The 22,894-nt window shown below is 63.8% G+C and carries 26 protein-coding genes and 3 pseudogenes; 18 read left to right on the forward strand and 11 right to left on the reverse strand.

Annotated features, from left to right (window positions below; translation table 11 throughout):
- Positions 1-5 precede the first annotated feature (5 nt).
- From DGO_RS18305 to DGO_RS18320, 4 genes are read left to right on the forward strand one after another with little or no spacing between them, the layout of a single operon-like run.
- Positions 6-1,088 (forward strand): ABC transporter ATP-binding protein, encoded by a 1,083-nt coding sequence (locus DGO_RS18305; RefSeq protein ID WP_014686690.1) that lies wholly within the window; start codon positions 6-8, stop codon positions 1,086-1,088.
- Entirely contained in the window at positions 1,085-1,933 is an 849-nt protein-coding gene (locus DGO_RS18310) for an ABC transporter permease (RefSeq protein ID WP_014686691.1), read from the forward strand. The genes DGO_RS18305 and DGO_RS18310 overlap by 4 nt, the downstream gene beginning before the upstream one ends.
- Positions 1,930-2,790: an ABC transporter permease gene (locus DGO_RS18315; RefSeq protein WP_043804685.1), complete on the forward strand. Its 861-nt coding sequence runs from the start codon at positions 1,930-1,932 to the stop codon at positions 2,788-2,790. The genes DGO_RS18310 and DGO_RS18315 overlap by 4 nt, the downstream gene beginning before the upstream one ends.
- 28 nt (positions 2,791-2,818) lie before the next feature.
- Positions 2,819-3,541 carry a DUF1868 domain-containing protein gene (locus tag DGO_RS18320; protein WP_014686693.1) on the forward strand — a complete coding sequence of 241 codons (723 nt, stop codon included), beginning with the start codon at positions 2,819-2,821 and terminating at the stop codon, positions 3,539-3,541.
- Here DGO_RS18320 and DGO_RS18325 read toward each other — a convergent pair.
- On the reverse strand, positions 3,518-5,878 hold the full coding sequence (locus tag DGO_RS18325) for a TerD family protein (RefSeq protein ID WP_014686694.1): 2,361 nt from the start codon (positions 5,876-5,878) through the stop codon (positions 3,518-3,520). The genes DGO_RS18320 and DGO_RS18325 overlap by 24 nt on opposite strands.
- A gap of 512 nt (positions 5,879-6,390) precedes the next feature.
- On the opposite strand from DGO_RS18325, the gene DGO_RS18330 reads away from it, so the two are divergent.
- The 4 genes from DGO_RS18330 to DGO_RS18345 all read left to right on the forward strand — a co-directional run bounded on the left by DGO_RS18330 (position 6,391) and on the right by DGO_RS18345 (position 9,346).
- A complete protein-coding gene (locus DGO_RS18330; RefSeq protein ID WP_014686695.1) occupies positions 6,391-6,660 on the forward strand; it encodes an immunity 22 family protein in 270 nt (89 codons plus the stop codon).
- Positions 6,661-6,876: 216 nt separating this feature from the next.
- The gene (locus DGO_RS18335; RefSeq protein WP_014686696.1) at positions 6,877-7,113 is read left to right on the forward strand and encodes a hypothetical protein; all 237 of its coding nucleotides are present in this window, start codon (positions 6,877-6,879) and stop codon (positions 7,111-7,113) included.
- Positions 7,114-7,204: 91 nt separating this feature from the next.
- Positions 7,205-8,446, forward strand: a complete 1,242-nt coding sequence (locus DGO_RS18340) for a hypothetical protein (RefSeq protein ID WP_014686697.1) — start codon at positions 7,205-7,207, stop codon at positions 8,444-8,446.
- Positions 8,447-8,779: 333 nt separating this feature from the next.
- Complete coding sequence (locus DGO_RS18345; RefSeq protein ID WP_043804689.1) at positions 8,780-9,346, forward strand: SMI1/KNR4 family protein; 567 nt, start codon at positions 8,780-8,782, stop codon at positions 9,344-9,346.
- Between the two features lie 137 nt (positions 9,347-9,483).
- Here DGO_RS18345 and DGO_RS24475 read toward each other — a convergent pair whose 3' ends face one another.
- Entirely contained in the window at positions 9,484-10,041 is a 558-nt protein-coding gene (locus DGO_RS24475; protein WP_014686699.1) for a DUF6210 family protein, read from the reverse strand.
- 36 nt (positions 10,042-10,077) lie between these two features.
- Between DGO_RS24475 and DGO_RS22160 the strand changes: the two genes are divergently transcribed.
- Positions 10,078-10,710 (forward strand): helix-turn-helix domain-containing protein, encoded by a 633-nt coding sequence (locus DGO_RS22160; RefSeq protein ID WP_014686700.1) that lies wholly within the window; start codon positions 10,078-10,080, stop codon positions 10,708-10,710.
- A 37-nt stretch (positions 10,711-10,747) separates the two neighbouring features.
- Complete coding sequence (locus tag DGO_RS18360; protein ID WP_014686701.1) at positions 10,748-11,278, forward strand: hypothetical protein; 531 nt, start codon at positions 10,748-10,750, stop codon at positions 11,276-11,278.
- A gap of 15 nt (positions 11,279-11,293) precedes the next feature.
- On the opposite strand, the pseudogene DGO_RS22165 reads toward DGO_RS18360, so the two are convergent.
- From DGO_RS22165 to DGO_RS22170, 4 genes and pseudogenes are all read right to left on the reverse strand, one after another.
- Positions 11,294-11,533 (reverse strand): annotated as a pseudogene (locus DGO_RS22165) (transposase); the annotation flags it as partial.
- A gap of 27 nt (positions 11,534-11,560) precedes the next feature.
- The gene (locus tag DGO_RS24480) at positions 11,561-12,340 is read right to left on the reverse strand and encodes an integrase core domain-containing protein (RefSeq protein WP_226991547.1); all 780 of its coding nucleotides are present in this window, start codon (positions 12,338-12,340) and stop codon (positions 11,561-11,563) included.
- Between the two features lie 74 nt (positions 12,341-12,414).
- Positions 12,415-12,702, reverse strand: a complete 288-nt coding sequence (locus tag DGO_RS18370; protein ID WP_014686704.1) for a transposase — start codon at positions 12,700-12,702, stop codon at positions 12,415-12,417.
- An 80-nt stretch (positions 12,703-12,782) separates the two neighbouring features.
- Positions 12,783-13,394 (reverse strand): annotated as a pseudogene (locus DGO_RS22170) (IS5 family transposase); the annotation flags it as partial.
- Positions 13,395-13,416: 22 nt separating this feature from the next.
- On the opposite strand from DGO_RS22170, the gene DGO_RS18375 reads away from it, so the two are divergent.
- From DGO_RS18375 to DGO_RS18390, 3 genes are all read left to right on the forward strand, one after another.
- Positions 13,417-14,163, forward strand: coding sequence for a sensor histidine kinase (locus DGO_RS18375; RefSeq protein ID WP_014686706.1), 747 nt, complete (start codon positions 13,417-13,419; stop codon positions 14,161-14,163).
- Positions 14,164-14,663: 500 nt separating this feature from the next.
- A complete protein-coding gene (locus DGO_RS18380; RefSeq protein ID WP_145975508.1) occupies positions 14,664-15,617 on the forward strand; it encodes an NAD(P)/FAD-dependent oxidoreductase in 954 nt (317 codons plus the stop codon).
- 999 nt (positions 15,618-16,616) lie between these two features.
- Positions 16,617-17,291 carry a hypothetical protein gene (locus DGO_RS18390; protein WP_014686711.1) on the forward strand — a complete coding sequence of 225 codons (675 nt, stop codon included), beginning with the start codon at positions 16,617-16,619 and terminating at the stop codon, positions 17,289-17,291.
- 229 nt (positions 17,292-17,520) lie between these two features.
- On the opposite strand, the gene DGO_RS18395 is transcribed toward DGO_RS18390, so the two are convergent.
- A complete protein-coding gene (locus tag DGO_RS18395; protein WP_014686712.1) occupies positions 17,521-18,780 on the reverse strand; it encodes an MFS transporter in 1,260 nt (419 codons plus the stop codon).
- A gap of 306 nt (positions 18,781-19,086) precedes the next feature.
- On the opposite strand from DGO_RS18395, the gene DGO_RS23510 reads away from it, so the two are divergent.
- From DGO_RS23510 to DGO_RS18405, 4 genes are all read left to right on the forward strand, one after another.
- Positions 19,087-19,467: a hypothetical protein gene (locus tag DGO_RS23510; RefSeq protein ID WP_145975509.1), complete on the forward strand. Its 381-nt coding sequence runs from the start codon at positions 19,087-19,089 to the stop codon at positions 19,465-19,467.
- On the forward strand, positions 19,464-19,625 hold the full coding sequence (locus DGO_RS23935) for a hypothetical protein (RefSeq protein ID WP_014686714.1): 162 nt from the start codon (positions 19,464-19,466) through the stop codon (positions 19,623-19,625). Before DGO_RS23510 ends, DGO_RS23935 begins: the two co-directional genes overlap by 4 nt.
- Positions 19,626-19,815: 190 nt before the next feature.
- Entirely contained in the window at positions 19,816-20,097 is a 282-nt protein-coding gene (locus DGO_RS18400) for a hypothetical protein (RefSeq protein WP_014686715.1), read from the forward strand.
- Entirely contained in the window at positions 20,097-20,276 is a 180-nt protein-coding gene (locus DGO_RS18405; RefSeq protein ID WP_014686716.1) for a hypothetical protein, read from the forward strand. The genes DGO_RS18400 and DGO_RS18405 overlap by 1 nt, the downstream gene beginning before the upstream one ends.
- A gap of 140 nt (positions 20,277-20,416) precedes the next feature.
- On the opposite strand, the gene DGO_RS18410 is transcribed toward DGO_RS18405, so the two are convergent.
- The 4 genes from DGO_RS18410 to DGO_RS18425 all read right to left on the reverse strand — a co-directional run bounded on the left by DGO_RS18410 (position 20,417) and on the right by DGO_RS18425 (position 21,641).
- Complete coding sequence (locus tag DGO_RS18410) at positions 20,417-20,608, reverse strand: hypothetical protein (RefSeq protein WP_014686717.1); 192 nt, start codon at positions 20,606-20,608, stop codon at positions 20,417-20,419.
- A gap of 76 nt (positions 20,609-20,684) precedes the next feature.
- A complete protein-coding gene (locus DGO_RS18415; RefSeq protein ID WP_043804693.1) occupies positions 20,685-20,879 on the reverse strand; it encodes a hypothetical protein in 195 nt (64 codons plus the stop codon).
- 81 nt (positions 20,880-20,960) lie between these two features.
- Positions 20,961-21,197 carry a hypothetical protein gene (locus DGO_RS18420; protein ID WP_043804695.1) on the reverse strand — a complete coding sequence of 79 codons (237 nt, stop codon included), beginning with the start codon at positions 21,195-21,197 and terminating at the stop codon, positions 20,961-20,963.
- A 234-nt stretch (positions 21,198-21,431) separates the two neighbouring features.
- Positions 21,432-21,641, reverse strand: coding sequence for a hypothetical protein (locus DGO_RS18425; RefSeq protein WP_014686721.1), 210 nt, complete (start codon positions 21,639-21,641; stop codon positions 21,432-21,434).
- Between the two features lie 161 nt (positions 21,642-21,802).
- Between DGO_RS18425 and DGO_RS18430 the strand changes: the two are divergent.
- Positions 21,803-22,596 (forward strand): annotated as a pseudogene (locus DGO_RS18430) (IS5 family transposase).
- Positions 22,597-22,894 lie beyond the last annotated feature (298 nt).

Here is a 22,894-nt window from a genome sequence, read left to right on the forward strand (position 1 = left end):
CAGCCATGACGGAACCCCAACTCGAGCTGCGCGCCCTGAGCAAACACTACGGTGGCGTGACGGCCCTCCATGACACGGACCTCTGTGTCCAGCGTGGTGAATTCGTGACGGTGCTGGGACCCTCCGGATGCGGCAAGAGCACGCTCCTCCGGATGCTGATGGGAATTTCCCAGCCCAGCAGCGGCGAAATCCATCTGGCCGGGGCGCGTATCGATGGCCTGCCCCCGGAAAGACGCGATATCGCGATGGTGTTCCAGAGCTACGCCCTGTTTCCACACATGAATGTCCGTGCGAACCTCGCCTTCGGCCTGAAGATGAGGGGCGTGCCGAAGGCCGAGCAGGACCGCCGCATCGGGCACGCCATACGGATCAGCAATCTGGAACCCTACGTGAACCGGATGCCGCGCGACCTCTCAGGAGGCCAGCAGCAGCGGGTGGCCCTGGCACGTGCCGTCGTGATGCAACCCGCCCTGATGCTCTATGACGAACCCCTGAGCAACCTTGACGCCAAACTGCGTGAGAGCCTGCGCGAGGACCTGCTGGAGTTGCACCGCCAGACCGGGGCCACCAGCCTCTATGTCACCCACGACCAGACCGAGGCGATGGCAATGAGCGACCGGGTCGTGGTCATGAACTTCGGTCAGGTGGTGGAGGTCGGCACACCCGAGGCGCTCTACCATCGGCCGCGCCGCCGCTTCACGGCCACGTTCCTGGGACAGACCAACTTACTGGACGTCGAGGCCAGTGGCGAAAGCGCACAACTGCCCTGGGGCGGGGTCGTCCAGACCGGCCGCCCTGCGCGCGGCAGGGTGACACTCTCAGCCCGCCCAGAGGAGATTGCGCTGTGCCGCGACCCCCAGGGCGAAGGGACGGTACAACAGGTCTTGTTCCAGGGACCAAGCGTCCTGTACGCCGTTCAGGTGGGGGGGCTGATCCTCCACGTCAGCGAGGCAGGGACCGGGCAGGTCCATGCTCGCGGCGAGCGGGTGCGGCTGTCGTTCCCACGCCCGCCACACGTTCTGGACGAGGATACGGCCGCCGCGCCGGTCGCGGAGACCGCACTCCCTACGCTGGAGGTATCCGCATGATCTGGCGCCGCTCGCCTACTTCGGATTGGACCCTGCCCCTGCTGCTGCTGCCGGGGGTCGGGGTGCTGGGGGTATTGTTCGGGCTGCCCCTCGTCTGGGCCCTGTTGGGCAGCTTCGGGCTCCAGGACGGCGGTCACTTCACGGCGGCGAACTATGCCAGCCTCTTCACCGACCCATTGTCGCGCGCGGCCTTTTTCCGCTCGGTGTATTACGGCGCGGTCCCCGTGGTCCTCACGTTGTTGATCAGTGTGCCGCTCGCAGCCCTGATCCAGAAGCGCTTCCTGGGTCAGAAACTTTTCAGCGGCCTCTATAAGATTCCGCTGGCCGTACCGTCCATCGTGGTGGCCTTCATGGCCCTGACCCTGCTGGAGCGCGGCGGCTTCATCGACCGCTTGCTGGCCCCCCTGGGCCTGAACCTGCCGCGCCTGGTGCGTGATCCAGCGGGAATCGGCGTTATCCTGTCGGCGGTCTGGAAAAACGTGCCATTCATGACCCTGATCATCACCGGGGCCTTCGCCGCCATTCCGGAGGAGATCACGAATGCGGCCCGCAGCCTGGGGGCCAGCCGCCTGAAGACGTTTTTCCGGGTGCAGATCCCGCTGGCGATGCCGGGCATCACGGCGGCCCTGTTGTTGGACTTCATTCTGTCCTTGGGTTCCTTCGCCCTGCCCAACCTGTTGGGTCCGGCTTACCCGCCTGCCCTGACGGTGCTGATGTATGACGCCTTCCAGCGGGGCGAGTGGGCCAGAGTCTACGCGATAGGCATGATCCTGACCGCCTTTGCCATGTTGGTCCTGGGCCTGTATTACGCGCTGCTGGGCCGGCGCGCTGGGGGGGGCCGGTGACCGCGCGCCCCGGGCCCGCCGCCCAGGTCCGTCGCCGCGTCTTTCAGGCCGAGGACCGCGTCTGGGTGTCGGCCGGTCTGTATGTGGCCTTGGTTCTCACACTGGGCCTGCCTCTGCTGATCATGGCGCTGTGGTCCTTCTCGGATGGATGGTTTCCGCCGGGTCTGTTGCCACAGGGTTACACCCTGAGTCACTGGCAGGAGTTGCTGGGCGACGCTTCACTGGTCGCCGCCACCTTCCGTAGCCTCGGAATCGCCGTGACCGTGACCGTGCTGGCTGGAATAATCGCCCTACCGACTGCCTGGGCGATGGCCCGCTTTCCCTTCCGCCTCAAGCGCGCGCTGGAACTGTTCATTCTCGCGCCGCTGATTGTCCCCGGTGTGGTGATGGCGACCGGGCTGGGGCGGCTGTTTTTCGGGTTGCACCTGAACTACACCGTTGCCGGGGTCATTCTGGTGCAGCTCGTGGGGGTCCTCCCCCTGATGATCCGTCTGCTCACCGCCAGTCTGGAAGGCATTCCCGACGAGTTGCTGCACGCCGCGCGCTCACTGGGGGCCGGCCCGGTACAAGTAGCCCTACGGGTGGTCGTACCGCTGGCCGCACCAGGCTTCATGGCGGGCGGGCTGCTGTCCTTCGTGAGCAGTTTCGAGGAATTCGACAAGACCTTCATCGTCGGTGCCCCGCTGATCGAAACCCTACCGACCAAGCTGTTCTTCTATCTCAACGGTGCGGGGGTCACCTTTCCTACCGCCGCCGCCGTGTGCCTGCTGCTGCTGCTGCCTGTTCTGGTGGTCTTTCTGATCGCCGGGCGAATCATGAAGGACGACGTGATGGCGTCCGGCATGGGCAAGCTCTGACTCTCCCCTACTTTCTTAGCGAGGTTCCATGATGACCGTCCAGACCTGTCACCCGACACCCTTTCCACCCTATGTGGGGAAGCGCTTCCTGTCCGACGGCAGCGTGCAGACCTGCGAGGGCAATACAGTGATCTGCCACCTGCCTGAACATTCGGTACTGTACCGGGCGCTGCTGGACCTGCGCGCGGAGATTCAGGCGCAGCCCTACGCATACAAATATGCTTTTCTGCCCCCGCAGAGTTACCACATGACTGTCTTCAATGGTGTGCTCGACAGTGTCCGCGACCCGCAGCAGTGGCCCGCCGACCTCCCCCTGGACGCTTCCCTCCAGGCTTGCACCGCCTTGTTCGCCGAGAAGCTACGCAACTTCACACTGCCCGATCTGCCGCCCTACCGTCTGCGTCCAGCCAGCTTCGGGCGTCACCTGGGCGACGGTCTGGTGTTAAATATTGCGCCGCTGGATGATATCGAGAACGCCCGCCTGCGTGGCCTGCGTGACCGCCTCTCCGAGCACTTACAGATGCGCTTCGCCGGGCATGAACAGTACCCTTTCCATATCACTATCGCCTACCTCGTGCAGTGGCTGACCCCGGAGGAGGAGGCGCATTCCTTCGCCCTGCAAGATGCTTTCTTGGGCCGCTGGCAGGCTGCGCAGCTGAGCGTCTCCTTGGGTCGCCCCGAATTCTGCGTTTTTCAGGACATGTGCTTTTTCGACCGTCAGTTCTATCTACGCAGTATGGACCACGACTGAATCGGATGTGAGGGCGGTGCGGGGTTGGCTTCCCATCGCCCTCGCGCCCAGCGGCTTCCTGCTGGCGGCCCCCACTATAGGTCGAGCGATACGCCGGCTGAACTGGCTGAGGTGTTCAGCGCCACGACCATGCGGTTCGTGCCGCTGTCCAGGAGAAGGCGGAGACGTTCTGACTGCCAAGGGCACAGCTGTGTAGGACACCACTGAAGCGACGACGCTCTGCACGCCAAGGCGGCGCAGCCGGTCCAGATCGAGGTCGATGTACTCGGTGGCGCCGACCGGGAGTGGGGCGCTGCGCAGGTCCCCGGAATGCACCATGCCGTCTGAACGCAGATTGTGGAAGGAACAGGTGGCGACGTGCTGCCCGGCGGCGTTATACGCCAGGGCCGACAGGTCGAGGTCGATGGCCCCAGTTCCCTCTCGCTGCGCCCAGTGCAGGAACAGCCGGGCGTGGGTCGCCTGCGCTGTGCCCGTGGGGGTCAGGCGCAGGCGACTGCCGGCGGCCAAACCTTCGTTGCCCCCGGAGGCTGCCCGTACCGAAGCACTCAGGCGGAGTCCAAGCACATCCGGGGAGACTGCCAGGCGTATGAGGGAAGGCAGGCCAACAGCCCGACGCACGAGGTCGGCGAAGAGGACCTCCTGAATCTGCGTGATCAGGGGCCGCGCGATCAGTGGTCGGGTGTCTCCCAGCGTCCGGGTGCTGGCGTTGCCCTTCGCGCGCATGGCCCGGTGGGGATCGGCCTCATCACGGCGCTCGAAGTGGACGTGTAAGCCCGTAAGCATGGCCGGCGTGAGGTGTGGGGCGGCACTGCGCAGGGCGGCCACCGTCAAGGGCGCCGTCTTGGCGATCCCAGTTCCAGAGGAACGCAGACCTTCTTCCCGCACCAGACGGTCAGCCAGGCGCCCAAGCAGACCAGGACGGCTCTGGAGGAGATTCAGGGCTTGGGCGAGGTCATCACTCGCAAGCGCGGTTTCAACCTGGCCCATCAGCGTACGCATCCGCGAGTTGTCGCCGAGCAGGGTGCGGGCTGCGTTGCCGGTCACTGGCGTCATAGGCAGTGCTGGCTGCACCTGGCCGCCGCCAGCGAGCAGGTGGGCGAGGGCTGCCGCGCGGGGGTAGCGCGCTGATTCGTGGAAGTGCAAGGCAGCGAAGAGGCGCTTGAAGGCCTCAGCGTACTTGTACACGCCTTCCCAGGCGAGCGTGGAGGGCCCCTCCGGGTCCGTGAGCAGGCGCTCAAGGGCCTGGGAGACGACACGCCGCAGCGGCCGGGACAACGCGGGCAGGCGCAGGTGGGGGGCACGTTGCATCTGTGCGGAGTTGCCTGTGGCGATTTCGGGCGAGCGGAAGGGCCGCCCGAGGGTACCGTCGCCTCCACCCATGACGTCGAGAAAGCGCAGGAGGTCAGCCGGGAGCAGGCCGAGGTCGTTCTGAAGCTGAGCGATGAGGCCAGTGTCCTGGGAATCCAGGCGCAACAGGGTCCCCAGGACCAGGGCGCGCACCTCACGCTGCGGCATGCCGGTTCCAGTCGCTTCCCTGAGGATCTCGCTGCCGCTCCTCGTCTGGCTCAGTAACGCGATGAGGCCGACGAGGTCGGTGCGTTCGTCGTCGGAGAGCGGTGTGCTCAGGCCCGCAAGGTCCCGGAGCGCGGCGAGCAGAGGGGTATCCGTCTCCCCGAGCAGGGTCACGCGCCGACCCGGCAGGGCGCGGTCGGCTCGGCGGTGGCGGTCCCGCTTGGACAGGGCCAGGAGGTCGTTCGGCTCACCAACGCGGAAGTGGCAGATCTCGCAGCTGCCCTGCACGGCGGTGCCGAGCCGTCCTACGGCGCAGCCCGTGGAGACCGGCGCGTCACCAGTGCCCCAGGTGCCGGGCCGGCCGGCATTGACCTCGTGGCGCAGGGCGCAGTGCTCGGTATCTTCAGTGCCGAGACCAGCAAACGCCGCGAGGCGGCGGAGGTAGTGCTCAGGTGTGCCAATGACCTGCGTCGCCGCAAAGGCGGCAAGCTGCGGGAGGCTCGGTTGTGCACCTAGGTTGCGTTCCAGGGCCTGTAGGCCGTGTTCGTGCACGAAGGCGAGTTGTGTGGGGGTCGCAGCCTGCAAGGCGCCCAGAAGCTCAGCGCTGGGGAGTGCCCCGGCGCGCAGGAGGTCGGAGGACAGGGCTTCAGCGGTGGAGTGACCGGGCGGCAGGAGGCGGCGGCTGTGCTGTCCCAGTTCCACAGCCCCGGCGCGGCGCAGCAGAAGTTCGGCGCGGCTCAGCCCCTGAGGGGTCAGCTCGGCCAGGGCGGCGTGACCGGTGGTCGCGGCGCGGCGGAGCGCCTTGGGCTGAGGGTGCTGGGACATGAGGTTCCTCCAGAGATGGCGTGAAAACAGCCTACCGGGAAGGGCAGGCTGCGGGGAGGTCAGGGCGGAAAGCGGGCGCGCGAAGTCCATTCGGAGTTAAGGAAGGAAGCGCGCTCAGGAGGCCGCTCTGAGACGGTCGTCACGGCGGAAAGCGGACAGGCAGGGCTTTTTCAAAGGGAAGAAGGAGGCCTGTCCAGGGGCCGCCATGTCCTGGGATGAACTGTAACAGGCCTGCGCCCAGGGCAGCTATAGGCCAGATGACGCAAGCTGGCAGAAGGAGAGGCCGGCGGGGCTGTGTAGCACAGGTCTATCTGAAAGTGACGCCCAAGCCAACCTTGTCGCAGGTGCCCAGCCAGCACGCTCGGCCAATCTGGTCACCTAATCTACCTACTGCCCTGTAGCGCTTGGCTGGCTTGCGTGCAGGCTCTGGGATCCGTTGAGGTTGAGCTCCTGATCTTCTCCCAATCCCTCGATGGCCCCGAAGTGCAGGGATAGGTCATAGGGTAGATCCCATGTGCCTGTACATCCCAGACGTCGTCACCCTCTGGGTCTTTCAGACAGATCCTGCCCAGGATGTGGCCTCCCTCTTCGAGTTGTCATACACCGACGAGGGCGAAGGGCAGCTCTCGCGCTTTGCGGTGGCTTACCGACTTCGCTGGTATGACACAGAGTTCGCCTTCTGGGAACAGGGAGCTCCAGCCCGCGAACTCCTGATGTCCGTGGCTGAGTCGTATCGGACGCTGGACGAACAGGCGGGGAACCGCTTGCCCGAGGGGGAGTGAAATGGCCTGTATCTGATCACTGGCCAGGCGGGAGAGGACTGGCGGGTGCCGGAGCAGCGTCCACCAATGCCTCACGGGACTGTCGAGATCGATTCTGTCCGTTTCAAGCTGGTGGACAGCTTCCATGTATTGGTTCGTCCCTGAGCCGCAGCCTAAGCTGATGGTTAGCCTAGGTTGCTTGAGTACCCGGCCCTTACACTCCTGGGAGAGGCGGGAATGATCATCGACCTTTTCTCTCAAGCGAACTTTTTTGACCGGCAAACCTGGGGCTGGTCACTCAAAGACAAAATCGTTCTGCTGAAACGGTGGGGTGAGGTGCTGGAGATCCGGTCGGAGGCAGGTGTCGGGTACGTGTTTACGTCCAGCGTCGGCATCGTGACCAGGTTCGGGGTATCGGAGGGCCGTTTCGTGTTTCTCGGCGACCAGACGACCATCTCTCCTCCACAGGATTAAGAGATTGGCGTGGCTCAGTCAGAGCTGAGGAAGCAGTGCCTTTACGCCTTTGGAGGGATGCCCCTGCAGCCCTGCTTCGGTAAGGTGCGCTATGGCAAGCCCATTGCTGCTGGCCTCCCTAATGGCCTTTGCCCCCGCTGGCGCGCCCTTTCCCTGGTCCGGGGGCTACCCGGACCCCGGGACCACCTTCGCCCAACCCCTCCAGTTCGTCCCCTTCACCAACCAGCCGGCGCCGCCCCCACAAGGCTGGTCCCGTGCCCCCCTCACCCTGACCGCCCACCCCATCTGGTCCGCCCAACCCCTTGCCGACCTCCAGGCCCAACTCACGCCCGGCCCCACCTGGCTGCAGGACAAGAGCTGGCGCGCTCCCCTCGCCCTCCGGCTGAATACGCCCACGTCGGCGGTCGTGCAGCTCGTCCGGGAAGGGAAGAATCTGGGGAATCCCCTGGCCATCAATCCCGCTGTACAGGTGCCGGCGACCTTTGGGCCAGGACAGACGTTCCTCCGGCTGGACAACACCACCGAGTACCGTCGTCAGGGTCAGTCCCTCCCTCCCTCGCAACTCGCCGGCCGGGTGCTCACGCTGGTCCGGACCGCTGGAGAGAAAGCCACCTTCTCCGTGCCGGGCTTGGGGGAAGTGGAACGCCTCGGGCGCGCTGGCGACGGCTTCCCGGATCTGGCCCCACTGGTCGCTGATCCCGCCCTGGCAGCCCTGAAGCGGACCTATGAAGGCAAGGAGGTCTGGGGCTACGGGGGGCTGGGAAGTCAGTGTGACGTCTCCAAAGACGCCTCGATGGGCGTGAACGTACCGCTGTGTCAGGGGGTCCGGGTGCTCCAGGTCGCCCGGTTGGGCAAGCCCCTGTTCCTGAATGCGCAGGGCAGCTTCGGGGACGACGTGGGGCGGGGTGCGGACGCCATAGCCCTGACGCCCCTGGTGTTCCTGCTCGACTCCACTCCCTTCCAGTCGAATGGGTCCTTCTCGTCGTCGGCCCCGTTCGAAGAGGAGGACACCTCCTGGTTGGAGCAGGCGACGGACCCAGGCAACTGTGGCGTGGCCGTGCCGATCTACCTCCCCGACACCTGGACGGTGCAGCGGGTGTTCAGCCTGACCCCACCGAGTGACCAAGTGCCCCAGGACAGGCCCGAAGATCCGCACGGATTGACCCGCTGGCAGTACGCCTGGCTGGCGGGCTTCCCCAGCAGCATGTTCGGCACCGTGAGCGAGTTGCTGAAAACACCTGAGTGGAAGTACCGGAACATCCCCTTCCCGGCAACGGTGAGCTTCGACGCGCAGGGGCGGGTACAGGAAGTCCGGGTGCCTCGCCTGCCCTGAGGCGTGGGAAATCAGATCGTGACCGCTCGATTGTACGACTCGAGCTGAATACCAGAGGCCACTTCAAGCTCCCAGATGGCCCTGAGTGTCTCCTTTCAATTCCACTTCGGGACATACCCTGTCCCAGTACGGGCGCCAGCGTGAGGCCTGGCGGGGGCAACTGAACTCCTATGCTTGTAGATCTGCCCTGTAGAGAGGCCGCAGGGCGGGAGAGAATCGACATGCATGACACCTGAACGGTCCCCCTTCTTCACCCTCCTGTCCTGGATGCGGACCTGCCAGCCTGGGTCTGCGCCACCTCCAACGGACGATATTGAAGCAATCTTTGCGGACATGGAACGCGAACTGGGCCTTGAGCTTCCCGAAGACCTCAAAACCTACTTCCGACTGCTCAATCCTGATCTCACCCAGCGCGAACATGGGCTTTTCTACGGGTTGATCGCCATTCCCCTACAGTTTGGCGATGGTGAGCGGAAAGACTTGAGCCATCTGGACAGCGTTTTTATGGATCCCAACTTTCAAACGATCGAGGCTGTGGATCCCCCAGGTACGGTCCGACCGGTGCCCTTCGATGCCGGTTGGCTGCCTCTTGCGCACGACTATGGAGGGGCGTACATCGCGGTGGATCTTCACCCGGACGAGCGCGGACAGGTGGGGCAGATCATCAATTTTGGCGCCCGGGAACGGAAACGCTTCGTTCTGGCCTCGTCTATCACCGAGCTTTTTACAGAGATGTTGCAGCACGTTGCGGACGGTCGCGTTGAGCAAGTGTGTGAAGGGGAGGCTGTAGAACTCCGCTTTACCGATTCAGAGATCACGCATGTGTTGGATCTCTACGAGCAGTTTGGTGCCTCCGTCCTTAAGCCGACGCCTCCGCTCGGACGAGCTTCTCCTCTCTGACCTTGCAGGCATCCCCTGAGATGGACTGTGACTATAGACTTTTAATGACACTCTGGGGAGGAGGGGCTCATGAAGACTGACCCCTTCAAACTGCTCTAGTGGCTTGTCAGCAATGGTTTGTCAGTAAGCACGAGCCCCTAGTCGCAGTTCTGGTGCGTGAGGATGCCTCGGCCATAGGGGGTCAGGACAGGAATCCACCCCTCCGTGAGCTCTTCAAGACGCGCCCAATCACATTGAAGTTGTGCAGGTTCATCTTTCTCTCGAGTGGTATGCCAGAGCGTAATCCCTCGGACAATATCCGCTAATACCTGCAGGTCCCTCTCCTTCCAACTTTCGTATGGTGCGACTGAGCCAGGCGGATTTCTACAGTACCGGGCAAAGAACGTCTTCAAAGTATTGAGGTGCTGAGTGTCGAAGAGCGGAATCGCGAACCCCTCCACGGACCGCTCTTCGTTCGCAGAACCGCCGACCTGCGAGGCATACACGACACCGGTAGGGGCTTGGACGACGACCACGACACCAGACCCTTGAGATCCGTCAGGATCGAGGAACACGTATGCCTGCTCAACCATGTCACCCATTTTGATCCTGCCAACAGACCCAAGGTGACGGTCCAGGAGCGCCTCCCTTGCTCGAAGTATCAAGTTCTGAGGCACGGCACAGCCCGACGACATCATCCAGATCTGGCTGCTCATTCACCACAATGGACCGCTCTAGGTGCACGCTAGGGCATGAAATACGCGGTGCACCTCACCCCTGAGGAACGTGCCCATCTCAAAGCACTCCTCAAGTCCGGTACGGCCCCGACCCGCAAACTCACGCACGCCCGTATCCTTCTCAAAGCTGACCTGAAAACGCATGGGTTGGATGACGAGCACATCGCCGAAACCCTTGAAGTGCATCCCCGGACCGTGCAGCGTGTCCGGAAAACATATGTCCTGGAAGGCTTTGAGGCCGCCCTCAACCATCTTCGGCCGCAACGCCTCAAGCCCAAAAAGCTGGACGAGCGCGGCGAAGCACATCTGGTGGCTCTTGCATGCAGCACCGTGCCCGAGGAACTCGGGCACCGCACCTGGACCCTCCGCCTGCTCGCGGATCAGATGATGGAACTCGGGTACGTGGACTCCATCTCGTACGAAACCGTCCGCGTGTATCTAAAAAAAACATTCTTAAACCCCATAAACACGAGCAGTTCGTCATTCCGCCCGATCAGAACGGTGCCTTTGTCGCGGCGATGGAGGATGTACTGGACTTGTACCAGACACCGTACGAACCCATATTCCCGGTCGTCTGTTTTGACGAGCGACCCTGTCACCTTATTGCCGATGTCAAAGAGCGTGTCCCGCACGCACCTGGTCGCCTAGGGTCTGTGCGGCAATTCGCTGCATTACGCTTGACGGGATGAACGCCATCAACGCGTCACATGCTCTTGACCTCCTCAGGTCGGGTCAGCCGCTCCAGTACATGCATGTGGATACCCTCGACCTCCACAGACTGGCATCCGACGACCAGACTGGGATCCATGTGTCGATCATTGCCCGAGACAGCCGAATTGACACCCTCGACAGTTCATCGCTGGTCTTCCATCGACCCGTGATCTTTGAACGGTGTCATCTCGGCACCGCGTTCTGCTGGGCCACGTACTTTCTCGCTGGGGCGGAGTTTATTGAGTGCACCTTCGACGGGCCGGTCACATTTGAGTGCGGTGGGCACAATGAACCACCTGCGGCCTTCGTCCTAAACGCCTGTACGTTCACCCATTTCGTCAATTTCTTCGACTGCTGGTACCCAGGCCCTGTGCTTATCCGCAGTTGTCATTTCGATGCAGGATCGAACCTGCTCGGAAACATCGACCAGCCATTTGTGACCAGTTTTGAGATCCCACCTGTCATAGGTGGCAACACGGGGATCCTCTCGATAGATGGCGGCTGAGTCGGCACTTGGCACTCACAACCATAGGACCAGACAAGCAACCAGAATCACCGCCATAAAGTTGCGCCCTCGTTTCTCATACCTCGTTGCGATGGCCCGGAAATCCTTGAGCCGGTTGACCGCACGCTCCACGACATTCCTGCCCTTGTACGTCTCCAGATGAAACGCTGGTGGACGACCACCACGAGCGCCTTTTGCTCTTCGATACCGCTTGGCATCCTCTCGCTCTGGACACACCAACCGAATCCCCCGGGCCTGAACGGTAATGCTCCAGGTTTGACTTCAAGCGGCGTTGCGAGCGTTTGCCGATGAAGTGAGTGTAGACCAAGGCGTGGCGTAGTCGAGCGCCGAATGACGGCGCTCGTGGTTGTACCAGCGGTGAAAGTCCGGCATGGCGGTCCGGACATCGGCCATGGACTGCCAGTCCTGGCGGAAGGCAAACTGATACTTGTAGGTCCGGTTGAGGCGTTCCAGGAGTCCGGTTCCCCCCGGCTGGGAGACCTTGCAGCGCACCCAGCTGCCGTATTTCAAACAGCTCTGTTGAAAGAGGTCACTGGTGAAATCACTGCCTCCATCGCTCTGCACCACGAGAGTCTCGTGGTGCCCCTGAGCACGCAGCACACCAACCGCTTCGTCAAGCGTCAGCTTGGCGAGGTGCATTGACAGGCTCCGGACCACCCGGCTGGCCAGGACTACCCGTGAAGGGACGTCCAGCACGAAGTAGATCCAGCAGACCCCATCGGGTAAGGAAAGACGGGTCGCGTCGATCTGCACCCGTCGACCTGCGGGCCAATCCTGTGGCGTGGAAACCTTCTCCGAAGGTTTCCGAGTTTTCCGTGGCAGCGGTGGGTGGAGATGCAACTCGCCCAAGGCCACGCGAATCTTGTGTAATCCAATCTCTTCGCCCTGGGCCTTGAATTCCTGGTACAGCAGCCGATACCCGGAGGTCGGGTGTTGCAGTGCCGCCTGGCGCACCTTCTCGTACAGCGCATCACGGTGCTCTTGCCTGGCACAGCGCGTCGACGCGCTGTGCTGATGGTCCCGGAGCCGCCAGTACGGCACGCCGGCATACTGCGCGAACCGCCGCAGGCTGAGTTGGGGTCGGCTCTGCCAGAGAACGATCAGCTCGTCCAGTGTCAGAGCCGCCGCACTTTTCGCGAGATGTCGAGCTCCAGTTCCTTTTCCGCCAGGATGCGCTTTAGACGGTCATTCTCGCGTTCCAGGGTGGTGACACCCTGGTCCTGTCGGTCGCCCGCGAGCCGGGCGCGTCCGGCTTCTAGGAACTGAGTTTTCCAGGTATGGATCAGACTTTCGTTGACCCTGTGCTGACGGGCCGCTTCCGCGACCCCGAGATCTCCCCGCAGCACGCTCAGGACGATGGCTTCTTTGACGTCCGTGCTCCAGACTTTTCTCTGCTTTCCCATAGTGATCTCCAGTCTGCTCGTCCCTCGCATCACAAGGGTCAGGTTCTGGAAGTCATCTCTGGAGCATTACCAACCATGTGGCGATACACCCGAGCCCCATAAGCGCGGTCAACGCGAATGATCGGAGGTCGAGACCTCGGTCTTCCCTTCCCTAACCTCGGAACACGAATGGCTTCCAGAACAGGAAGAAGGAAGGGGCCATCCGCGCGTTGTCCCTCACTCAGCACGACGCTCAATGGACGCGCATGTCCATCAGCACACAGGTGGAGTTTTGTGGTGCGTCCACCACGGGAGTGGCCGAGCCACTCCCCGGCAATCACCGGTCGTGAATCATGCTGCGAGGGTTGCTTGCGAGCACCGACCGCACTGCGATGGGCACGCAAGTGGGTGCTGTCAATGGACGCGCCTTCCCAGTTGATCTGTCCCTGCCGGTCCGCGACGCCTTGAAGAATCTGAAGGATGCGCAACCAGGTGCCGTCTCGTTCCCAACGTGAGAGGCGGTCATGGCAAGTGCGCCACGGACCGTACCGTTCAGGGATGTCACGCCAAGGCGTACCGAGCTTGATCCGCCACAAGATGCCGTTGATGATCCGTCGATGATCGGCGAACGGACGGCCGCGTTTGGGATTAGCTGGAAGGTGTGGGAAAAGTGCGTTCCATTGGGCGTCAGTCAGTTCGGTTCGGCACCACAAGTCATGAGGCTACGGTCAAGCCATGAGTTCAGTCGCACAGACCCTAGCCGAGCTTCAGGATCACCTGGAGGCGCGTGTGGCCCAGCGCACTACGGAGTTGCAGGCAGCCAATGAGGAGTTGCGCGCCTTCGCGCGTTCAGTCAGCCATTATCTCCGCACACCCCTGCAATTGCTGATGGGCCACGCAGCGCTGCTCGACACGGCCTCGGAGCAGACTCGGGGAACCCATACCCAGGCCATCATGAACACGACAGACCGAATGGCCGACATTCTCAGTGGACTTCTACAATACGGCGAGCGGCAAGCCGGCCCCCTGACGCTGGAACAGGTGGATCTGGCCGAGGTGCTCGAGCTGAGCTGGCAGGATCTGGGTGGACCAGCGCCCACGGTGAAGCTGGAGTTAGGGCCGTTGCCTACGGTGCGCGGGGACTACACGGCGCTGCGTCTGGTGTTTGGCAACCTACTGCACAACGCTGTGAAGTACACCCAGGGCCGACCGGACCCCCGCGTGCAGGTACGGGCCACACGAAGTCAGAATATGCACCTGATCGAGGTGCGCGACAATGGCATGGGTTTTCATCCGGCCGACGCGGAGCGCCTGTTCCGGTTGTTCAGCCGCCTGCCTGAAGCGCAGGCTTTTGACGGCTTGGGGGTAGGCCTGGCCGATGTCTGGCGCATTGTGATTGCGCACGGAGGACATGTGTGGGCCGAAGGGCGACCAGGAGAAGGGGCCACATTCACTGTGTCGTTACCCGCTGATGAAGCCTAAGCGGTGATGGACCGCGGAATTCAGGCAGCCTGCTGTCACACGACGTCGCAGCATGGCATGGCAAAAATTCTGGCTCTGACCTTGACCACCCACTGGAGCTGAATTGGGAAAGAACAGCGGGTCTTTTTGACTCGAGGGGTCTGCGGTCCCAGCGATACCTGCCCTTCCCCGCCGTACCTGATGATCGCCGAACTGGCCGATGAGGTCAGGTAACCACTCAGGTGTGTCGTCTCTGCTCACTAACCCAGCACCACCCAAAGCCCCAGCACAGGCAGAAGCGGCAGAGAGGCCAGCGCGTCGAAGAGTCGCCCCGCCTTCTGGGCCACGTCCTGACCATCCACACCCAGGAACACCGCCCGCAGCAGGGTGCAACTTATGGAGAGGTAGAGAATTCCAGTCCACCGAAGTCTCTGGCTTGCGCTGCGCGCTGGTCAGTGCTGTGTCACCTTTCCTGCCGCACAGGATCAATCGTGCATCAGCTCACTCAATAACAGACAGAATTGACATCTATTGATAAGGTGATATCAAAAAGCAATTTCTTTCCCGTCGTCGTCATTGGTGCTGGCAGTGCTGGACTGAATGCCGCTCTCGTCCTCGGCCGGGCCCGCCGCTCCACTCTCCTGCTGGACTCCGGCCCACCCCGCAATGCCCCAGCCCATGCCGCCCACGGCCTCCTCACCCGCGACGGCACCCCACCTCTCGACCTCCTCCGCATCGCCCGCGAGCAACTTGCCCCCTACCCCGTCACCCACCTCTCCGATGCCGCCGAGCACGTGACGCCTGACGAGGGCGGCTTCACCCTCTTCCTGAACCGTGGTCAGACCATCCGAACCCGCCGCCTGCTTCTGGCCACCGGTGTCACCGACCTGCTCCCCGACATTCCCGGCCTACAGGACGGCTGGGGCACCAACGTCCACCACTGTCCCTACTGCCACGGCTGGGAAGTCCGTGATCAGCATCTGGCCGATCTGATTCCTGGCGGCGGCGAGATGGCGTACCACCGCGGCGTCCTGCTCCGGCAATGGACACCGCACCTGGTCCTGCTCACTCACGGCGCCGCTCACCTCTCGGCTCAGCAACGAGACGACCTTGAACATCTGGGCGTCCGCATCGATGAGCGCCCCGTCGCCCAATGGGATGGGCAGGCCATCACGTTCGAGGACGGCACCCGGCTGAAGCGTGACGCCCTGTTTGTGACCCCCGGGCAGGCCCAGCGCTCCAGGCTGCCTGAGCAGCTGGGGTGCGCCCGCATTGACCGTGGTCCGCTGGCCGATGTGCTGCTGAAGGTGACCCCGGAGACCGGACGGACCAGTGTGCCTGGCGTGTACGCTGCGGGCGACATGATCGGCGAGCAGCAGGTCGTACTGGCGGCGGCCAGTGGGGCACGATCGGCGGCGGCCATCAATGCGGATCTCTGCTTCGAAGACGCGTCAAAGAGAACCCTTCAGACCTGAGGGTCCAGAGAGACGTGGCATCCGGACAGGGGCAGCACAGGAAGCACCTCGAAGGGTTGTCCAGCCCCCCGACGGACCTCCAGAACCAGGAAGATGGTCCGCTGGAAGATCTATACGCTCAAAAGCTCCGCGGCTTCCCACATGCCAGAAGGGGCGCTCGTCTATTTTCCGAGCCACTCCCACGGTTTTTTGCTTCTGCACCTGCTCAGGCTTCAGGTTGGTGATGGGGATGACGCGTCCCAAAGGCCCATCCGCGAGATGACGTCGAGCTATACGCTGCGCAAGGCAGGTCTTTCTGATAAGCACGGCTTGAAGCAAGTAGCCCAGCAGGCATGCAGTGGTCCCCAGGGCCGGAGATCAGGAGTGTGACGCCCTGCTGGTCTCCCGGCTCGGCCTATGCCCGCGACAGCTGGCCTTGTTTTTCAGGAAGCGGTGGAGTGTGTCGGGGAGGCGGTTGAGTCCCTGTCCTCGCTGAAGACCCTGTGCCAGACCAAGACCGGTACGTCAAGGACCTGGCGCAGGCCTTCCATCTGGCCCGCCCGGACACTCAGGAGGCTCAGCCGTCCCCCTTCGAGATGCGCCAGACGGGAGAGGGTCAAGGGCGCTTCCGGCACGGAGGCCGTCACGCCCTGGGCAACCGCGTGCTGGGTCAGGCCACGGGCCTCCCGCACCGCCCGCAGCCAGTGCCGGGGCAGCAGGGGGTCCTGTCCCTCCCTCGCATAGGGAGGCGCAGGCAATCCCGCCGCCGCCCAAGAGGAGAGGCGCGTCCTCAGCTCTGCCTTGGAAGGGGGCGGTTCAGTCATGACTGCCTATTCTTGAAGACCTACGACCAGACCTCCAGTGGGATATCCAACACTTGGCGCGACTCCTGCTGGTGGAAGGTCCTTCATCTCTACCTCAATCGGCGGTCCTCCCGGATCTGCCGCGGTTCCTGCCTGGGCAGCAATCCCCCTGAGCCCTTCCTCTCCAGATCACAGCCAGCTCTGTACCCTGGGCGTCATGACCCCACCCGACTGGTTCCTGCAACTTCTCGGCGGAGCCGCCATCCTGGTCCTGATCGTCCTGCTGGTCCTCGTCCTCCGGGGCCTGCGCACGGCACAAAAGAACCAGCACCCCTCCGAGCCGCCCCCCGTCCCACGGACGGACGAGGCGCAGGCGCGCTGGCAGACCCACGTGCAGCGCGTCATGCGCCCAGACGCGATCCAGGTCGCGTTCGACCGGGAAAGCGTCAGCATGGGCGACGACACCCACGACCACTGGCGTCTGCTGGTCTTCGAGCAGGACATGCCGCTGTCCGCCCTGCTGGAACGGCGGATCCACAGCGTCCTGGCCTCCATTCACGGTGGTCAGGCCACCTGGTTGTTTCAGGTCCACCAGCCCCTGGAGGCGCCCATCCACCACGGCCAGAGCGTGCCGGCGTGGTCGGACCGGGTCCGGGTGACGGACGTAGCAGTCGTCGCGCAGCAATGGACGCGTCCGCACCTGTTCTGCCCGGACTTCCCTGTCTCGCAGATCGGCCAGGGCCTGCTGTACGCCCGGTACCTGGCGCAACGGGACCCGGACGAGGTGGTCGCGGCCTACAGGGCTGAATCGGGTGTGCGCGAGGTGGTGGGTGGCCGGTCCTCCCGCTTCTCGCCAGGGTCGGTGCCCCCAGAACGGCGGGTGATGGTATAGCGGAAATAGAGGGGGTGCTGATGGACCAGGCGTGGGGCGAAAGCAGGAGCGGCCTTTTGCTGGGCTGGCTTTTCTGCTGTGTGCCGGGGTCTTCCATGCTTGAGAACGGTGTCAGTCAGAGCTGATCGTGGACCTGGGCAAATCCGACACTACATTCCACAGAACCTGATGCCTACGGGAGTTGAGACGTACTTTGACCGTTCTCCCTGAATCTGCAGCAGCTTGGCCGCTATCTCCTCGGTTGGGGTTGCTCAATAGACCGTTCTTCTGCAAGGGCAGGGATGTGAGGCTCAATGCGCATCAGGGCGCCCCAGACTGCTCCGCCCAGGGCCAGTCCCACCGCATTCAGCCCAAACCACAGGGAAAGAGGCCAGCGGTCGACCAACGGCGAGACCAGAAGCAGCGTCAGGGGCATCCCGACCGCCCCGACCGCCGAGAGCACCGCGAAGACCCGGCCCAGGTAGGCGGCCGGGACGCCCTGCTGAAGCAGCGTGCCCAGGGGAGTATTGATCAGCCCGATGCCCAGCCCGAACACCAGTGACGCCGCCAGCAACGGGACGTAGGTCGGCCACAGCCACATGCAGGCCTGGGCCACCCCACTCAAGAGGAAGCCCAGCAACGTGCAGGCCCGCAACGGCAGGCGTGACCCGAGTGAGGCGAACAACACGCCGATCAACAGCATGCCCGCGCCTTCCATGGCCAGGAACAGGCCATAGCCCCGTGGCCCCACACCGAGCGTCTCCATCAGTTTGGGCGTCACCACCAGCACCGGCCCGATGGCCGCATTGACCAACAGCACAAGTGGAGGCATCACGGTCAGCACCCAGGAGCGGCGCATCAGGCGCAGCCCGGCCCGGAGATCCTGCCAGAGACTGGAGGACGTCGGCTGTCCTTCAGGTCTGTTCGGCAGGGTCACGCCGAGCAGCAGGGTCGCCATCAGCAGGAAGCTCAGGCCGTCGAGTAGGATGGCGACGGCAGGCGAGAAGGCCGCCACCAGGAAGCCACCAGAGAAGGTACCCAGCAGGCCCATGGTCTCCGCCAGGCTCCCCATCATGCCGTTGGCGCGGGGGAGATCTGCAGGCGCCACCAGGGCCGGCAAGGCCGCCCCCGCCGCCGGGGACGCGACGCTGCTCGACAGGCCGGTCAGGAACGCGGCGCCGTTGATGACCCAGAGGGGGACGTCCTGACCGGTCTGTTGACCCAGGAGGGCCAGCCCGCCGACGGTCAGTTGGAGAAGACCGCGCACGACATTGGCGCCGATCAGAGGCCGCTTGAGCCCGATCCGGTCGACCCAGGCCCCGGCGAGCGGCATGACGAGGTTGGGGATCAGGGCGCAGGCCAGGGTGACGGCCATCTGCCCTGCCCGGCCGGTCTGGTGCAGCACCAGAAAGCTCAGGGCGATGCTGGCCAGGGCCGCCGCGAAGCGCGACTGGGCGCTGCCGACAAGCCACAGCACAAAGGAGCGGTTCCAGAGCGACACGGGGGTCATACCTCTAGTGTGACCCCCGCCACTTCCAGAACCCACGGCCTTTCTGGAAGTGGCGCACCTTGTTGGGATGAGGGTTGATCGTCGTCTTGGGTGGATCCGGGACTGTGCCCTGTAGCGCCTGATGCTTTACTAGTGTCTTTTGGGCGTTCTCGATAGGCCGCTGGGGGTGAGGCCTTCCGTCCCACTCACCTAACGCAGGGGCACGCCCTGCCCCAGTGTAGGCCGGAGCGGGTGGGGCTGAGCTGAGGCTATGCGAGGCACCATATCTTTCCGCTCCGGTCCTGATGCCATGTTGTACTGGCCCATGTGGAGACACCGACCCCAGAGTCAAATGAGCGCGATGCGTTCTTCCTAGAGGTAGATCAAGTTGTTGATGTGCTCCTGCTTCAAGCAAGATCCAACATGGCGAAAGTGGCTTTCCCGCCTTGGTCCAGACGCCGTGAAGAGACAGTCCTCAATGCCCAAGTCACTCTGGCAGCCTGGGAAAAAGCCATAGAACGCTTGAAACCCTTTCACAAAGAGGTTCTGCTCTACACCGCGCAGGCGTTCAGGGCACGCGAAGCAGTTGTTGGGCGTCGTGGAGCGACACTCTGGGGGAGTGCGCGCGGATCAGGCCTGCTGGGCTTGGCAATTGCGGCCCACACCGAGACCTGGGCACCGCAGGACGCGTCCTGGGAGGCGGCGTGAGCGCCCCCACCCCGCGCCCCGGCACCGGGCGGCAGGTGCTGCTGCTCATGGTGGTGCTGGTGCTGGGCATGGCCCTGGGCGTCACCTGCCGCGACCTGATCCTCACCGTCGTCGGCGCGCTGGTCAGCGCGTGGGCGATCATCGGGGACCGCCGATGAGCCTCGTCTGGGTTCTGCTCTCGCTCGCCTCGCTGCTGACGCTAGGGCTGCTGTGACTGTTCGCTAAGGTCAACGCGGCAGGCAGTGCCGCCTCCCTCATCCCTCCCCAGCCGGGCGCGCGCCTGTGCCGCTGCACCGATGGGGGCCGCAATCAGCCGCTGGCCGCCTGCCCAGACTGCCGGGGCGAAGGGTGGGTGCGCTGATGCCCGCCGCCCAGGGCGACCACCTCACGCCCGGCAGCCACGCCGCCCGGCTGCTGGGGGCCGCGTGCGCCGAGCCGCTCTCCCTCGCCGAGCTGTGCGCGCGCGCTGGCGTCAGCGCCACCGGCAGCGCCGCCCGGAACCTCGACCTGCTGGCCCTGCGCGGCCTCGTGGACGTGTGCCCGGCCACCACCGGCCGCGCCCGGCAGCGCTACGCCCTCACGCGTCCCGGCAAAACCGAGCTGGACGTGCTCTTCCGGGAGAACTCCTGATGCGCCTGCGCCTCCTGCTGCCCGCCTTCGTGCTCGCGATGGCCACCGCCCTCCTGACCTTCCCGGAGGTTCCCGCCCCCACCGCCTTCTGGCAGCTCCTGACCTTCGCCGTGAGCCTCACCGCCACGCCCCTGCTCCTCGTCTCCATCCTCGCCCGCCTGACCCGTACGGAGGGCTGAGCCGCGCCCATGCCCCGCATTCCTGCACTGCCCCTCCATCCGGAAGCGCCCACGCTGGGCGCTCCGGAGGTCCGCCATGCCTGCACGGGGCCTCTGCGCCGCCGGTTGCTGGGCCTGGGTTCCCCGCGCGCCGACCGCGCTCACCAGGAGCCGAGCGTGCCCAGGAAGGTGCGCAGCCACATCCGCCGCGCTTCCTCCGACCCCAGGGCCGCCGCCTGCTCCGCCGTCAGCAGCCCCCCCGCCTGCATCCGCAGCACAAAGGCGTGGTGCCGCGCCCAGGCTTCCAGCGCTTCGGCCTCCAGCCGCGCCTGTTCCTCCGCAGAGCGAATCACCCTTCCAGTCTTAACAGAAGGTCAGCAGATGCGCTGTTCGAAATGCGGCACCCCCCACCGGGGTCAGGCCCCCGCCTCAGAACTTCATGTCGCAGTGCGTGAGCAGGAACGCGCGCACCCAGGCTGCCTTCCGCCGCTCGCTGCTCCGCTCCTTCCCCTCGGCCTCGCTCAATGTCCCCGCCGCCACCTGCACCTGGAGGTCTGCCCGGTACGCGGCCCAGGCAGCCTCAACGGCCACAACTATCTTCTGCGGGTCCTCCGGGTGGGGCATGGGCCGGTTGTAACACGCCTGCCCTGGCCGCGCCGGGTAAAATTCACGTCCGGCCGGGTGATCTCGCCGCGCTCACCTCATTCAGCGGTCCGGGTGGGCGAGCTGGGCCTGTGGGGCAGCCCGGACACTCGCCGTGGCCTGCGCCCCAGGACCCACGAGACTGGGCACGACCGCCCACGCCCCCACCCACAGGGGGACGGCGGCCAGCAGCAGGCGGGCGTGACGGCGCGGGCGCCCCTGATCCCCAGCCTCCAGGGCGGCCCGGACGGCCAGCATCAGCAGGGCGAAGGCCCCTCCAAAGATCAGCAGCAGCGACATACCTGCAGGAGACACGGCCTGGCCTCACCACAGGGCAAGCGGCGTCACCAACGTGGTTGGGGTCTCCCTGAGCCTCTGCTCATCTGGAGTTGCCTGACTTCCTCCACCCGTACCCCCATAAGCGGAGGCCTGGGCATCAGCAGCCCAGACTGCGCCCACCGATCTCGCCCCCAGGCAGGGCAGAGACCGGTCTGCACACCGCCCCGGTTCCGTGCCGAGACCACTGTGATGACCTCAGGGACCTCGCCGTTCCAGGCTGTGTGCGAGCTGCAACAGGACCAGGGTGCGCTCGTGCTCGGGCAGCGTCCGGGTCACATACTCCGCCGTCACCAGGGCCCGTTGCCGGGCTTCCGGCGGCGAACACCCCCGCTGGATCTCCATGTCGTAACGGAGGTTGACAGCTTCGTATATCTGGGTCAGAACCGCGCGTTCCGGGTCAGCCATCAGTCACCTCCACGGAAAGCATATGCCGCCTGCCGCTGGAAGGTTCTGCCCCAAGGCGCACCGCAAGCACCTGGCGGCCCGTTAGTCCACTCCGTTTTAGAGGCTGCCAAGAACCGATTTGAATTGTTGGAGCTGGAGTTGGGACAGAGCAGAATGCGTGGATGATCCGGCAGGGCTACCCCAGCGACGTGGACGACGATACGTACTTCTTCTCCCGTATCTTCTGCTCCGTCCTCAGGATGCGCGGCAGCGGAACTACCCTATCCGGGACGTACTTAACGCCTTGTTCTGGATCGCCCGCACTGGCGCGCAGTGGGCCTATCTCCCCAACGATTTTCCGCCAGCAGAGACGGTGCGCCAACAGGCGCACCGCTGGTTCGAGGCCGGGTGCTTCGAGACGGCCGCACATGATCTCCGCATCCTCTCCCGAGTTGAGCGGTCCAGAAACGGCGAACCCACCGCGATCATCATCGACAGTCGCACTCTCCAAAGCACGCCGGAAAGCGGGCACCGCGCCGGATTTGACGGGGCGAAAAAGCGCAAAGGCACCAACGTGCATCTTGCGGTCGACACGTTGGGCCACCTGCTCGCCATCTTGACGACCCCAGCTAATGAACAAGACCGGGCACAGGTCAAAGACCTGTGCTTGGAGGTGCAAGAAGCGACGGGCGTCGACGTCGAAGTGGCCTTCGCCGATCAGGGCGATACGGGAGCACAGACCGCGCTCCAGGCGGCTGAAGCAGGTGTAGTCCTGATCGTCGTGAAACGTCCGGAGGCGTCGAAGGGCTTCATTCTGCTGCCCCGTCGCTGGGTGGTCGAGCGTTCGTTGGCCTGGCTCTCCCGATTCAGACGCCTCGGACGAGACCTTGAACGGTGGCCATCAACGCTGGTGGGATTCCATTTCCTGGCGGCTTGTTTTCTGCTCTGCCACAACCTCAAGCTCCTTTTTGCATAGGGTTCTTGGCAGCCTCTAGGGGCGGAGCTTCAGGAAGATGGATATCAGCTGGCCATCAATGTTGCGGTTCAAGATGATATGAGAATCTATCAATATCACATCAACAGTGTGGTGGCAAATGATAAGAACGCCGACCCAACTATGGCAAGCGTGTTTCCCATTTTTTCATCTCCTGGCGAGATGCTCAGTAAAGTTAAAACTATCCGTCACGGAAAAAATACAAATGAATCAAGAGTTTAGAATAATTTTATTCCTATTACATCGATAGAATATTTTTCAGTAATTCTGGATATCATCC

The sequence above is a fragment of the Deinococcus gobiensis I-0 genome (assembly GCF_000252445.1).
Taxonomy (GTDB): domain Bacteria; phylum Deinococcota; class Deinococci; order Deinococcales; family Deinococcaceae; genus Deinococcus; species Deinococcus gobiensis.